Source organism: Actinopolymorpha sp. B9G3, from assembly GCF_040120725.1.
Taxonomy (GTDB): Bacteria; Actinomycetota; Actinomycetes; order Propionibacteriales; family Actinopolymorphaceae; genus Thermasporomyces.
The window spans coordinates 416,289-429,773 of the sequence record NZ_JBEEAB010000001.1; the positions used below are offsets into that span (position 1 = coordinate 416,289).

A 13,485-nucleotide genomic window follows, 5' to 3' on the forward strand; every position below is an offset into this window, starting at 1 on the left:
CAATCGGCGCGGACGCGCGGGATCAGGCGCAGCCACCCGTGGAGACCGGGGCGTCGGCCTGCCTACCGGCCCGAGCGTCACTCATGACCTCTTCGATGGTCAGGGCGTAACCGGTCTGGTTGTCCTCGACGGAGGCGGCGAAGATGACGCCGGTCACCGTACCCTCGGGCGAGACCAGCGGACCGCCGGAGTTGCCGGGGCGTACCTCGGCGTAGAGGGAGAAGACGTTACGGACGACTTCACGGCCGCCGTAGATGTCCGGACCCTGCAGGCGCTGCTCGGCACGCACCCTGGCCGGAGCGGCCGAGAACGGTCCGTTCTCCGGATAGCCAAGCACGGCCCCCTGGTCCCCGGCGTCGGCGGTGTCGTCCAGTTGCAGTGGGCGCAGCGGCAGGTCGGGCACCTCGAGGACGGCGACGTCGCGGTCGGGGTCGTAGAGCACGACCTCGGCATCGTAGGTATCCCCCTCGGCCGTCTGCACCTTCGGCTCGGTCACCCCGGCGACGACGTGCGCGTTGGTCATCACCCGGGCCGCGCCGTACACGAACCCCGAACCCTCCAGCGACCGCGAGCAGCTGGGTGCCAACCCCGTCACGCGTACGACGCTCGCGGCAGCACGTTCGACGTCTGCGTCACGCAGAATCGCGGCCGTCGGCGGGCGCGCCGGCGCGATCTGCTCCGGCGCGAACGGTTCGAGATACCGCGGGAAGAGGCTCGGGTCGACGACCCGGCTGAAGGCCAGCAGGACACCCTCGGCACCCTGTGGCATGAACTGGTCGACCGTGGCCAGCACCTTGGACGTACGCACGACCCGCGACACGTCACCGAACTGCGCACCCGCCACGGCGGAGCCGAGAATCCACGCCACCAGCAGCATCGCGAGGACGCTGAGGACGGCACCGCCGGTGGAGTCGACCATGTGCGCGGGTCGCCACGTGACCCGGTCGCGCATCGCCGCGCCCAGGGCCGCGCCCAGTGCCTGGCCGAGCAGTGCCCCACCGAGCACGATGCCCAGGGCGGCGAGCGACACCTTGACGCTCGGGGGGTACTGCGCCAGCACCACGGGTGCGATTTTCACGCCGAGCACGCCACCGCCGATGAGCCCCGCGACGCCGAGCCCACCGACGAGGAAGCCCTGCCGGAACCCGGAGACGGCATAGCCGATCGCCACCAGGATCAGTACGACGTCGAAGAGGTTCACGACGTTTCCCCTTGCTCTCGTCCGGTGCTCGCCTGAGGCGCCTGCGGTTCATTCGTACCCGCTGAATGTGTGTCTGCCCTGGGGTTTCGCTGTGCATCTGCTCGTACGCCTGCGCGGGAAAGGTTCACCAGGTGTACGGGCAGGTCCTCGACCCGGTTCCGGTCCCAGGGGCGTTCCCAGCCGGCCAGCGTGATCAGCCGGTCGAGGACACCGCCGGTGAATCCCCACACCACCAGCCCGGCGACGGCGAACGCGGGTCCGACGAAACCCGACGGGTGCCGGACCCGCAGCCGATTGGCGGCGGAGAGCAGGGAGTCCAGTGGGACTCGGTGCACGGACGCGACCTCCTCCGGGTCGACCACCCGCACCGGCGAGGGGGTATGCCACCAGCCGAGTACCGGGGTGACGACATAGCCGGAGGGCGGGAGATAGAGCGCCGGCAGGGTACCGAACACCTCGACGCCCAGGGGGTCGAGCCCGGTCTCTTCCACCGTTTCGCGGAGCGCCGCGGCGACGGGGCCATCGTCGTCGGGGTCGATCGCGCCGCCTGGAAAGGCCGGCTGTCCGGCGTGTGACCGCAGGGTGTGCGCGCGTTCGATCAGCAGGATCTCGGGGCGACCGTCGGCGTCCTCGCCGAAGAGCAGCAGGACGGCGGAGGAACGCCCGCCACCGTCCGGAGGGAGGGCACCTCGGAAGTCGGCCGGGGTGACCCGGGCCGCGACGTCCGCGACCGGCCGCAGCCAGGCCGGCAACCCGTCTGTGCTGGCGGCGGAGCGTCTGGCACCCGGACTGTCCTCGTCCGTGCCGTCGGCGCGGCCGGGTCGTTCGGCGTCGTCCGGCAGCGACCTCACCGCTCCATCTCCAGCTCCACCCCCAGGTGGGTACGAACGTCGCGGGCGAGTGACCGCTCGGATTCGTACGCTCGATGGGCGACGTGCACGATCCGCCCGTCCGCGTCGACGAAGACGGTCGCCGGCAGCCCGGCGAACAACCCGAACGGCGCTCTGAGCCGTTTGTCGGGATCGGCCGCCTGTGGGTAGCGAAGCCCGAGTTGGTCCACGAACGCCAGGGCCCGCGCCGGCTGCGGGTCGTCGTAGTCGACGCCCATGACGGTCAGCTGTCCATCCGCATGTTCGTACAACGTCTGGAAGTGCGGAGACTCCTCCCGGCACGGTCCACACCACTGCGCCCAGACGTTGATCACGGTCGGCCGGCCGGTGATCCCCGCCAGCGGGACGTCACCGCCGGGCCCGAGGCAGGGCAGGGTGAGGTCGGGGAGCGGCGCCCGGGACGAGTCCTTGGGCCCAGCGCGGGGAGTGTCGGCCTTGGCCGAGGTGAGCTCGTCACACGACGCGAGGCCGGCATCGGTACGCAGTGCCACCACGTCGGGAGAATCGAGTGACTGGCGGGTGGCCGGGTCCGACGAGCGTCCCGACCTGTCTTCCGGGGCGGTCCGGTCACCCACTCCGCCCACGTCCGCGCCCGCGCAGCCGGCCGCCAGCAACAGGACGGCCACCAGCGCGACCGCGATCAGGGCAGAAGCCCGAGCGGGCACCACTGCCCGTCGAGCTCGACCCCGCTCCCTCGCCGTCCCGTGATCATGATCGTGATCAGGAAGGATCTGTCGGCGTATTGACCGATTTTCCTTCATGATCATGGATCGTCCGCCGACCTGGCCACTCATCGACTGTCCAGGGCCTCCGCGGGAGTGCGGACCAGCTTCGCCGCGACCTTGGGGTCGGTGGGCCCTTCGCCGTACGACGGGCACAACGGCGCCACCGGGCACGCGCCACACGCGGGACGGCGCGAGTGACAGATCCGCCGACCGTGCCAGATCAGCCGATGGGACAGGACCGTCCACTCCTTCTTCGGGATAAGCGACGCGACCTCGGTCTCGATCTTCACGGGGTCGGTCTGCGTGGTCCATCCGAACCGTCGCGTCAGTCGCTGGAAGTGGGTGTCGACGGTGATGCCGGGGACGTCGAACGCGTTGCCCAGAACGACATTCGCGGTCTTACGGCCGACACCGGGCAACGTGACGAGGTCCGCGAGCTTGGCCGGGACCTCACAGCTGAACCGTTCACACAGCGCCTTGGCCATCCCGATGATCGACTTCGTCTTCGCGCGGAAGAAACCGGTCGAGGCGATGATCCGCTCGACGTCGGCGGGGTCGGCTGCCGCGAGATCGGCAGGCTCGGCGTACTTCGCGAAGAGTTCGGGCGTCACCATGTTGACCCGCTTGTCCGTGGTCTGGGCGGACAGGATGGTGGCGACGAGAAGTTGGTACGCATTGACGAAGTCGAGCTCGCAGTGTGCGTCGGGATAGGTCTCGGCGAGGACCTTGTTGATCCGGCGCGCCCGGCGGACGAGCGCGAGCCGACTCTCCGGTTTCTTCGCGGTCTTGGCGATGGACTTCGCCGCCGACTTCTCGGCCGTCTTCCCGCTCGCCTTCGCCGCGGACTTCCCGCTCGCCTTCGCTGCGGACTTCCCGCTCGCTTTCGCTGCGGACTCGTTGGCGGACCGCTTCGTGGTCGCCCTGGCCGCAGGGTCCCTGGCCGCGTCGGCCGTCAACTTCGTGGTCGCCCTGGCGGTGGGATTCGTACGTCCTGGCGAGGTTCGCGTCGACTTGCTGGCAGCGCTCGGGCCAGTGGTGGTTGCGGTTGCGGAAACCTCGGCGGACCGGCCACTCGCGCGACCCGAAGGCGGACTGGGAGGAGTCACCCGGAACAGCCTACGTGGCGGCACTACCGCCGATGTCGCCCGGCGCGGCAGACTAGGGAGTGTCCTGGAGATCATGCGCCGATCACACGGTTGATCGGTCCCACCGTCAGGTTCGGGGCCGCTGCGCCGGGTGACCAGATCCGCCAGCGTGTCCGTACCGGTCGTCCCGTCTGCCGGCCGGGATGCGCTGACCCGCACGTGGTCGGGCATGATCGAGCGGACATTCCGCAGATGGCGTACGGCACTTCGTACCCCGCACGCCTGGAGGAGGATCACGCGAGTGAACGACGTGCTGCGGCAGGCGCCCATGTTCGCCGGCCTCGACGACGCCGAGGCATCGGCGCTCCGCGCCACCATGCACGAGGTACGCCTGCGGCGCGGTGAGGCTCTGTTCCGGGAGGGCGATGCCGGCGACGAGCTGTACGTCGTGATCGACGGCAAGGTCAAGATGGGCCGGACGTCCTCCGACGGCCGGGAGAACCTCCTGTCGGTGCTCGGTCCGGGCCAGATGTTCGGCGAGTTGTCCCTGTTCGACCCTGGCCCGCGGTCGTCGACGGTGACGGCGGTGACCGACTCGCTGCTCCTTGCGCTCGGCCAGGACCAGCTCCGCCAGTGGTTGTCCGGACGTCCCGAGGTCGCCCTGGGACTCCTGCTGCAGCTGGCGTCCCGGCTGCGTGGGCTCACCGACCAGGTGGCCGACCTGGTGTTCTCCGACGTGCCGGGGCGGGTCGCCAAGGCGCTGCTCGATCTCGCGCGCCGGTTCGGCAAATCTTCCGACGGCGTCCTGCATGTCCACCATGACCTGACCCAGGAAGAGCTCGCCCAACTGGTCGGCGCCTCGCGTGAAACCGTCAACAAGGCGTTGGCCGACTTCGCCCACCGGGGCTGGATCCGGCTGGAACAACGCGCCGTGGTCATCCTCGACGTCGAACGCCTCTCCCACCGCGCCCGCTGACCACCGCCTGCCGCGCCGCAGCGCTTCGCAACCAGCCGCGGGCCTTCGCGGGCTTCGGCAAATGACCACGCTGAGCATGCCTGTGGTATCCGGGCCAGGGGTCGGCACCTTCCCGGGGTACGCAGGCATGCTCAGCGTGGTCATTGTCCGAAGGCCTACCCGGTCATGCTTCCCGAGTGTGCGCCTCGGCCAGGTAGTCGAGCTGCGCCCGAACGCTCTGTTCGGCAGCCGGCCAGAGGACCGGATCGATGGTGGAGTAGACGCGTTCGACGATGTCGCGAGGGGTGCGAGCCCCGGCGGTGACGGCCTTGCGTACCTGCACCAGGCGTTCGGCCCGATGGGTCAGATAGCCGTCGAGCAGGTCCACCACGTCACCGCGGACCGGGCCGTGCCCCGGCAGGATCTGCCGGATACCGGTGGCGGCGGCCAGCGTACGTAGGCGTTCGAGCGACGCGAGGTAGGGGGCCAGCGTGCCATCGGGATGGGCCACCACCGCGGTTCCTCGGCCGAGCACCGTGTCACCGGTCAGTAGCGCCGCTTCGGCGGCCAGGGTGAGCGACACGGAGTCGGTCGTGTGTCCAGGCGTCTCGACGACGTGAACCTCCAGGCCGCCAACCTCCACGACGTCGCCGTCGGCCAACCCTTCGTCGCCCAGGCGGTACGCCGGGTCGAACGCACGGACCGGGCAACGGGCCAGGTCGGCGAACCGTCGGATGCCGCCGGAGTGGTCGTCGTGCCGGTGGGTCAGCAGGGCCACGGCGACCTGCGCTCCCCGGGCCCGTACGACGTCGAGAACGGCAACCAGATGCTGCTCGTCGTCAGGGCCCGGATCGACCACGATCGCCTGCGTACTCCCCGGCTCGTGCAGGACCCAGCTGTTGGTGCCGTCCAGCGTCATCGGGCCGGGGTTCTTCGCCACGACGCACACCGCGCGCTCACCCACCGGCCCGCCCACCCACTCGGAGGTCTTTGACCCGCTCACCGCAGGACTCCTTCGTTGTGGTCCGTCTCGCCTGGATCGGGAAGCACCCAGCTGGCGCCACTGTGATCACTTTCGTCACTGTGATCACTGTCGCCCGTCGCGCTGTCCAGCGCAACAGTGGGCATGATCGGCCGGATCTCGCGCGTCGCCGCCATCGTCAAGGCTGCCTTGACATCGCGTGCTTTCGTCAATGCGGCAAGGGTGTGGTACGTCGGCGGCAGCATGTTCATCTCGCCACGCTCGACCGCGGCCAGCGCATCGCCTGGCCGGATCCAGGTCAGCCGATCGGCCTCGTCGGCGATCTCGCGGGTGCGTTGGCCAGGCGGCAGGGCGGCCAGGAAGAACCTCGTGTCGAACCGGCGTTCCTCGACCCGTGGCGTCACCCAGTGGTCCCACGCGGCGAGGAGGTCGGACCGAAGGACCAGGCCACGGCGGCGTAGAAGGGCGCCGAACGAGAGTTCCCGGCCGAGCAACGCCACCCGATCCTGCTCCCAGTCCGGCCCGGTCGCGTCCGCGACCACGCTTGCAGCCGTCGGCCCGGCCAGGACGACACCTGACTCCTCGAACGTCTCCCTGACCGCGGCGCAGACCGACGCCCGCGCGAGGCGTACGTCGGAGAACCCGAGCAGTCGTGCCCACTCCGAGGGGTCCGGCCCCGCCCAGGCCACCTCCTCGTCGGCGTCGCGCGCATCGACCGATCCGCCAGGGAAGGCGTACATCCCAGGAGCGAACGCCATGGTCGTACGCCGGCGAAGGACGTACACCTCCAGCGACCGCTGCGTGCCAGCCACCCCACCCGCGCCGGCGGCACTGCCGACACTGTCCGCGCCCGCGGAACCGGGACCGCCCTCTCCCCCGTCCTCGGCAACGCTCCGGTCCCCGGCGTCCAGGCTGCCCCCGGCGTCCAGGCTGCCTTCAGCGTCCACACGGCTCGCTGCACCGTCGCGTAGGAGCACGACCGTCGAGGCGTACCGCGGTGTCGCGGGAACCATCTCCCCCGCAGCGAGCCGGCGGGCCCGCTCCACCAACGCGGGCGGGACCGCGTGAACCCGCCGATCGGCGCCGTCTCCGCCCATCGAAGGCACCGGCCTAGCTGGTCTCGACGACGAGCTCGACCTCGACCGGCGCGTCGAGCGGCAGTGCGGCCACCCCGACGGCGCTGCGGGCATGCTGCCCCGCGTCGCCGAACACGTCGCCGAGCAGCTCCGAAGCGCCGTTCGCGACGAGTGGCTGCCCGGTGAACTCAGGAACGCTCGCCACGAACGCCACGACCTTGACGACGCGGGTCACCGACGACAGGTCTCCCAGCTCCGCCTTCACGGCTGCGAGCGCGTTGAGCGCGCACTGGCGGGCGCAGGTGGCCGCCACATCGGGCGAGACCTCGCCTCCGACCTTGCCCGTCGCCACCAGGGCGCCGTCGGCGAACGGCAGCTGGCCCGAGGTGTAGACGTGGTTTCCCGTGCGTACGGCGGGAACGTACGCCGCTACGGGCGCGGCCACGTCCGGCAGCTTCAGCCCGAGGGCCGCGAGCCGCGACTCGGGACCGCTCACTGCTTCGGCCGCTTGAGATAGGCCACGACATTCTCGGCGCTGGGCCCGGGCACGACCTGGACGAGCTCCCAGCCGTCTTCACCCCACGTGTCGAGGATCTGCTTCGTCGCGTGGATCAACAGCGGCACAGTGGCGTACTCCCATTTCGTCATGCCCGCGAGCTTAGGGCGACCGCCGCGACACCGACCTCACCGGGCCGCGGCCACGTGACCACGGCGTGTGACCGGCACGCGTCACGACGCGAATGACCACGCTGAGCAGGCCAGCGGTAACCGGGCAGGGCGTCCACACCGCGTCCCCTTCCACAGGCCTGCTCAGCGTGGTCATTCGCGGCTCTCCCGACACAGGTGCACAGGCCAGCCGCCCCTCCGGCAGGCACGACGTTAATGGCTGTCTACCGGTCTGGTACCCGGCCGTCGAACCCAGCGGCTACGCTCGGCGAGCGTGACGCGGCGCGAGACCGACTGGGAAGGCGTCCGCCTCCATGTCGTCACCGGCAAGGGCGGAACCGGCAAGACGACCGTCGCTGCGGCTCTGGCCCTCGCGCTCGCCGCCGACGGTCAGACCGTCCTGCTCTGCGAGGTGGAGGGCCGCCAGGGGATCTCCCGGCTCTTCGACGCGCCGTCACTGGCCTACTCCGAGCGCCGGATCGCCACCGTCCGGGGCAACGGCCAGTCCGCCGGTACGCACGACCCGGCCGGACGAGGCGCCACCCGCCCCGACCATCGCCGCGGAACCGGCCGCCCCGGCCACCCTGCCCGTTCCGACCTGTCAGACGTGGCAGGCGAGGTGTACGGCCTGGCGATCGACCCCGAGGCGGCGCTGGCCGAGTACCTCGAGCTCTACTACCACATGGGCCGCGCCGCCCGGGCCCTCGACAAGGTGGGCGCCATCGACTTCGCCACGACGATCGCCCCCGGCGTCCGTGACGTCCTGCTCACCGGCAAGGTCTACGAAGCCGTACGCCGCAAGGACAAGCAGCGGCCCTCGGGAGGACGACCGCCGGACACCCGAAAGGCGCCCCGCGACCGCCCGACCTACGACACGGTGGTCCTGGACGCACCGCCGACCGGCCGGATCGCCCGTTTCCTCGGGGTGACCGCCGGGGTCGCCGACATCGCCCGGGTGGGCCCGATCCGGCGACAGGCGGACGCGATCATGGCCATGATGCGGTCCCCTCAGACCGCCGTCCACATCGTGACGCTGCTCGAGGAGATGCCGGTGCAGGAGACCGCCGACGGCCTGGCCGAGCTGCGGGAGGCCCAGATCCCGGTCGGTGGCATCGTGGTCAACCTGGCCGCGCGGAGCCCCCTCGACGCACAGATGCGCAAGGCCGTGGCGGCGGGGAAGCTGGCACGGGCGGAGTTCGTCGACGCGCTGACCGCCGCCGGGCTTGCCGCCGACGACGGAATCGTCGACGGGCTCCTGTCCGACGCCGCGGAGCACGCGACCCGGGTCGCGCTCGAGGACACCCTTCGGGCCCGCATCACCGAACTCGGCCGGCCCACCTACGAACTGCCCCGCCTGTCCGACGGAATCGACATCGGCGGGTTGTTCGAACTCGCCCGCGAGCTCAGCACCCAGGGGATGGCATGAGCGCGAGGAGCCCCCACGGAGGTACGCCGAGGGACGAGGCGTGCCGGAGCGAGGCACCGCAGCGGTCATGCGAAAGGGGAATGGCATGAGCGCGAGGAGCCCCCACGGAGGTACGCCGAGGGACGAGGCGTGCCGGAGCGAGGCACCGCAGCGGTCATGCGAAAGGGGAATGGCATGAGCGCGAGGAGCCCCCGCGGAGGTACGCCGAGGGACGAGGTGTGCCGGAGCGAGGCACCGCAGCGGTCATGCGAAAGGGAAATGGCATGAGCGCCTCCGCGGTGGGTGACCTCGCCAGGCTCGCCCTCGACGACGTGATCGACGACCGCTCGGTCGAGATCGTCATCTGCTGCGGTTCGGGCGGGGTCGGCAAGACGACGACGGCGGCCGCGCTGGGGGTCCGCGCCGCCGAACGCGGCCGAAGGGTCGTCGTCCTCACGATCGACCCCGCCCGCCGGCTCGCCCAGGCGATGGGGCTGCCGGAGCTCGACAGCGTGCCGCGCCGGGTCGAAGGCGTCGACACCTCCGCGGGCGGCTACCTCGACGCGATGATGCTCGACATGAAACGTACGTTCGACGAGGTGGTGTTGGCTCACACCTCGCCGGACAAGGCGCAGCAGATCCTCGACAACCCCTTCTACATCGCACTGTCCTCGTCGTTCGCGGGAACGCAGGAGTACATGGCGATGGAGAAGCTCGGGCAGCTCCACGCCGAGGCGGCCGGCAACGGCACCCACGACCTGATCGTCGTCGACACGCCGCCGTCCCGGTCCGCCCTGGACTTCCTGGACGCGCCGAAACGGCTCTCGTCGTTCCTCGACAGCCGGCTGCTGCGGATCCTGAGCACACCCGCCCGCGGGCCGCTCAAGCTCTTCTCCGCCGGCATGGGCGTGGTGACCGGAACGTTGACCAAGCTGCTCGGCGCGCAGGTCCTGCGTGACGTCCAGACGTTCGTCACCGCGCTCGACACCACGTTCGGCGGGTTCCGGGCACGGGCCGAGGCGACGTACCAACTCCTGCAGGAGCGGCGTACGTCGTTCCTCGTGGTGGCCACACCCGAGCCCGACGCGCTCCGCGAGGCGTCGTACTTCGTCGCCCGGCTGCGTGATGACCGGATGCCCCTCGCCGGGCTCGTTCTCAACCGCATGGCGGTGCCAGCGGCCGGCGGACTCTCGGCCGAACGGAGCCTGTCAGCCGCCGAGGCGCTCGCCGAGTCAGGCGAGCACGCCACCGCGGCGGCCATCCTGCGGCTGCACGGCGAACGCATGCTGCTCGCCACCCGCGAACACCGGCTCGCCGAACGCTTCGGCTCAGCCCATCCCGGCGTCGCCGTGACCGGTGTGCCCGCACTGTCCTCCGACGTCCACGACCTCGAAGGACTTCGCCGGATCGGCGTACACCTCGGCGGGTGAAGACGTCCAGGTGGCTGGCGGGAGCCCCGCCAGCACCGGACGCCACTCACCACTCACGGGTCGTGCGCCGGCCTCCCTACCGACGCACGGACAGCGCCGGCCGCGCTATCCGGCCGCCCGGACGCTCTGTCTCCCCTGGTGAGCGGTGGCCCGTTCGTACTCCACTCGTGCGGTCTCGAGCAGCTGCCGCCACGACGTCACCGTGGGCCGGCGTCGAAGCACGGCCCGGCGCTCGCGCTCGGTCATGCCTCCCCAGACTCCCCATTCGATCCGGCTGTCGAGGGCCTCGGCGAGGCACTCGGTGCGGACCGGACAGCCCATGCAGACCGTCTTGACATCGTGTTGCGCGGCGCCCTGGACGAACAGCTTGTCGGGTTCGTCGCTTCCGCGGCAGGCGGCCAGCCGAACCCAGTCGCCAGTCCATGTCCCAATGGAACTCATCTTGTGTTGTCCCTCCCCTGACTTCGGTCACGCAAGGTGACCGATGCACGGACGTTCCCCCAACGTCCTGGAGGAACGGTAAAGCCAGAGGCGGTCATTGCGACAGTCCCCAATGGCCACATTTGTGATTGTGTTGCCGAGACGACGGGGAAATGACGGGTCAGAGAGGTCGGCACGCGCTCAGAAAAGTCCGGCCATGACCCCGTAGGCTTGCCCTCTATGAGCTCAATCCGTGTGAAGTCCCGGACGTCACGAGAGCGCGGCTTTGTGTCGCACCTCCTGATGTTCGTGGTGATCAGTGTGCTCACGGGCGCTCTGGTCGCGGGCCTGGTGATCCCCTTCGCCGGCGTCCTCGGACTCACCACGCAGTCGGCGACCGACGCGTTCGAGAACATGGACGCGACCCTGGAGAACCCGCCTCTGCCCGAGCGCAGCCGGGTCCTGGCAGCAGACGGCTCCCAGATCGCGACGTTCTACGAACGCAACCGCGTCCAGGTCACGCTCGACAAGATCGCCCCCGTCATGCAGCGGGCGATCCTCGCGATCGAAGATGCGCGCTTCTACCAGCACGGGCCCCTCGACGCGCAGGGCACGCTCCGGGCGTTCGTCCGCAACTCGCAGGGCGGCCAGGTCTCCCAGGGCGGTTCGACGGTCACCCAGCAGTACGTCAAGCTTGTGCAGTACGAAAATGCCAAGACGCCCGAAGAGCAACGCGCGGTCATCGAGGACTCCTACGGTCGCAAGCTCCAGGAGCTGCGCTACGCCGTCGAGCTCGAGAAGACGATGACCAAGGACGAGATCCTCGAGCGATACTTCAACATCGTCTACTTCGGCGACGGCGCCTACGGCATCGAGTCGGCCGCGAAGCACTACTTCAACACCTCCGCCGCCAAGCTCACCCTGCCGCAGGCGGCCATGCTCGCCGGGCTGGTCCGCGACCCCAACGGCCTCGACGCCAAAGACAATCCCGAAGCCGTCCTCGGTCGACGCAACCTCGTCCTGTCCCGGATGGTCCACGAAGGCATGGTGTCGGCCAAGGAGGGCGCCGAGGCCGCGGGGACCGATCTCGGGCTCCGGATGACCCAGTCCTCGCAGGGCTGCTACTACTCGCGGTACCCCTTCTTCTGTGACTACGCCCGGCAGGTCCTCCTCCGAGATCCAGCCCTGGGCAAGACGCGGGAGGACCGCGAACGCCTCCTCGACCGCGGCGGCCTGACGATCCAGACCACGCTCGACCAGAAGGCCCAGCGGGCCGCCGACAAGGCGGTCGCCGAGGCCGTTCGCCCGACCGACAAGGTGATCGGCGCGCTGTCGATGGTCGAACCCGGCACCGGTCGCGTCAAGGCGATCGCCCAGTCCCGCAAGTACGGCGAGGGCAAGGGCAAGACCTACGTCAACCTCAATGTGCCGAGGAAGTACAACGGCACGCTGGGCTACCAGCCGGGTTCGACGTACAAGCCGTTCGTCATGGCAGCGGCGATCCGGCAGGGCATTCCGCTGTCGACCAGCCTGCCGTCGCCCACTCGGATGAGGCACAGCGGCTCCATGCGTAACTGCCCCGGAGGCCAGCCGGGCTGGATCAGTACGCCGTGGGATGTCTCCAATTCCACGAGCGCGGGTTCCACGAGCAACCTCATCAGTGGGACGGCGCGGTCGGTCAACACGTTCTACGCCAACCTCGAGGCGCAGACAGGGATCTGCGAGCCGGCCAATATCGCCACCAGGCTCGGTGCGGTCCGAGCCAACGGCGACCCACTCGATCAGGTGAAACCGTTCGTGCTCGGCGTCAACGAGGTCGCTCCGATTTCGATGGCCGAGGCCTACGCCACCTTCGCCGCCCGCGGTCTGCACTGCCCCGCGACACCGGTCCTCAAGGTGCTCGATCGGCAGGGCAACCCGATCAAACTCACGAAGACCGAATGCAAGCAGGTCATTCCCCAGGCCGTCGCCGATGGCGTCAACTACGTCCTCCGCGAGGTCGTCGACGGTGATGACCCCGGCCGCACCGGCCAGCGGATGAGCATGGCGAACGAAGGCCGGCAGGTCGCCGGCAAGACCGGTACCAGCAACAGCCGGATCGCGGTCTGGTTCCTCGGCTACACCACCAACCTCGCCACCGCCGCGGTCGTCACCGACGCAGAAGCGCCGCAGCAGAGCCTGATGGGGCAACGCATCGGCGGGCGAACCGTAACCGGCGACCAGGTCTGGGGTGGCACGCTCGCCGGACCCATGTGGCTGGCGGCGATGCGCGGCGCTCTCGAGGGCAGGAAGAGCCCGAACTTCGTCAACCCGAGCCCGAAGATGCTGGTGGGCATCCCCACCACCGTCCCGTCCGTGTTGGGGATGGATCAGGACCGGGCACGGTCGGTCCTGCGTAAGGCGAACTTCTCGATGGCCGTGGGCGGCTCGACGAACTCCGACTTGCCGCGCGGCACCATCGTCCGGCAGACACCGGGCCCCAACACCAGCGCTGGTTCCGGTTCGACGGTGATCGTCTACCTGTCCAACGGGATCAAGCCCAAACCGACGCCCACGCCGAAGCCGAAGCCGATCCCGACCACCCCGGGACCGTTCCCGAAGCCGACCCTGCCACCACCGCCCGACGACGATTCGCGCCCGGGCTGATCCG

Annotated in this window: 13 protein-coding genes; 4 read left to right on the top strand and 9 right to left on the bottom strand. The window is 69.9% G+C overall.

Annotated elements, in window-relative coordinates; all coding sequences use genetic code 11:
* Positions 1 to 22 precede the first annotated feature (22 nt).
* The 4 genes from ABNF93_RS01835 to nth form a co-directional block, all read right to left on the bottom strand.
* Positions 23 to 1,201 carry a MarP family serine protease gene (locus ABNF93_RS01835; protein WP_349325717.1) on the bottom strand — a complete coding sequence of 393 codons (1,179 nt, stop codon included), beginning with the start codon at positions 1,199 to 1,201 and terminating at the stop codon, positions 23 to 25.
* Positions 1,198 to 2,052 carry an NUDIX hydrolase gene (locus ABNF93_RS01840; protein ID WP_349325718.1) on the bottom strand — a complete coding sequence of 285 codons (855 nt, stop codon included), beginning with the start codon at positions 2,050 to 2,052 and terminating at the stop codon, positions 1,198 to 1,200. Before ABNF93_RS01840 ends, ABNF93_RS01835 begins: the two co-directional genes overlap by 4 nt.
* Complete coding sequence (locus ABNF93_RS01845) at positions 2,049 to 2,756, bottom strand: TlpA family protein disulfide reductase (protein WP_349325719.1); 708 nt, start codon at positions 2,754 to 2,756, stop codon at positions 2,049 to 2,051. Before ABNF93_RS01845 ends, ABNF93_RS01840 begins: the two co-directional genes overlap by 4 nt.
* A 125-nt stretch (positions 2,757 to 2,881) precedes the next feature.
* Entirely contained in the window at positions 2,882 to 3,610 is a 729-nt protein-coding gene (gene nth / locus ABNF93_RS01850; protein ID WP_349325970.1) for an endonuclease III, read from the bottom strand.
* Between the two features lie 619 nt (positions 3,611 to 4,229).
* Between nth and ABNF93_RS01855 the strand changes: the two genes are divergently transcribed.
* Positions 4,230 to 4,877 (top strand): Crp/Fnr family transcriptional regulator, encoded by a 648-nt coding sequence (locus tag ABNF93_RS01855; protein ID WP_502877524.1) that lies wholly within the window; start codon positions 4,230 to 4,232, stop codon positions 4,875 to 4,877.
* A 163-nt stretch (positions 4,878 to 5,040) separates the two neighbouring features.
* On the opposite strand, the gene ABNF93_RS01860 is transcribed toward ABNF93_RS01855, so the two are convergent.
* Genes ABNF93_RS01860 through sp36 form a run of 4 tightly spaced genes read right to left on the bottom strand, consistent with a single transcriptional unit; the run spans position 5,041 to position 7,562 of the window.
* Complete coding sequence (locus ABNF93_RS01860) at positions 5,041 to 5,859, bottom strand: MBL fold metallo-hydrolase (protein WP_349325721.1); 819 nt, start codon at positions 5,857 to 5,859, stop codon at positions 5,041 to 5,043.
* Positions 5,856 to 6,935 carry an NUDIX hydrolase gene (locus ABNF93_RS01865; RefSeq protein WP_349325722.1) on the bottom strand — a complete coding sequence of 360 codons (1,080 nt, stop codon included), beginning with the start codon at positions 6,933 to 6,935 and terminating at the stop codon, positions 5,856 to 5,858. Before ABNF93_RS01865 ends, ABNF93_RS01860 begins: the two co-directional genes overlap by 4 nt.
* Before the next feature lie 13 nt (positions 6,936 to 6,948).
* A complete protein-coding gene (locus ABNF93_RS01870; protein WP_349325723.1) occupies positions 6,949 to 7,410 on the bottom strand; it encodes a RidA family protein in 462 nt (153 codons plus the stop codon).
* Positions 7,407 to 7,562: a Sp36 family protein gene (gene sp36 / locus ABNF93_RS01875; protein ID WP_349325724.1), complete on the bottom strand. Its 156-nt coding sequence runs from the start codon at positions 7,560 to 7,562 to the stop codon at positions 7,407 to 7,409. The genes ABNF93_RS01870 and sp36 overlap by 4 nt, the downstream gene beginning before the upstream one ends.
* A gap of 292 nt (positions 7,563 to 7,854) precedes the next feature.
* Between sp36 and ABNF93_RS01880 the strand changes: the two genes are divergently transcribed.
* Together ABNF93_RS01880 and bagB are read left to right on the top strand one after the other, a co-directional pair.
* Entirely contained in the window at positions 7,855 to 9,006 is a 1,152-nt protein-coding gene (locus tag ABNF93_RS01880; RefSeq protein WP_349325725.1) for an ArsA-related P-loop ATPase, read from the top strand.
* Positions 9,007 to 9,269: 263 nt separating this feature from the next.
* The gene (gene bagB, locus ABNF93_RS01885; RefSeq protein WP_349325726.1) at positions 9,270 to 10,415 is read left to right on the top strand and encodes an ArsA family ATPase; all 1,146 of its coding nucleotides are present in this window, start codon (positions 9,270 to 9,272) and stop codon (positions 10,413 to 10,415) included.
* A gap of 105 nt (positions 10,416 to 10,520) precedes the next feature.
* Here bagB and ABNF93_RS01890 read toward each other — a convergent pair whose 3' ends face one another.
* A complete protein-coding gene (locus tag ABNF93_RS01890; protein ID WP_349325727.1) occupies positions 10,521 to 10,856 on the bottom strand; it encodes a WhiB family transcriptional regulator in 336 nt (111 codons plus the stop codon).
* Positions 10,857 to 11,075: 219 nt separating this feature from the next.
* On the opposite strand from ABNF93_RS01890, the gene ABNF93_RS01895 reads away from it, so the two are divergent.
* Positions 11,076 to 13,481, top strand: a complete 2,406-nt coding sequence (locus ABNF93_RS01895; protein ID WP_349325728.1) for a penicillin-binding protein — start codon at positions 11,076 to 11,078, stop codon at positions 13,479 to 13,481.
* Positions 13,482 to 13,485: the final 4 nt, after the last annotated feature.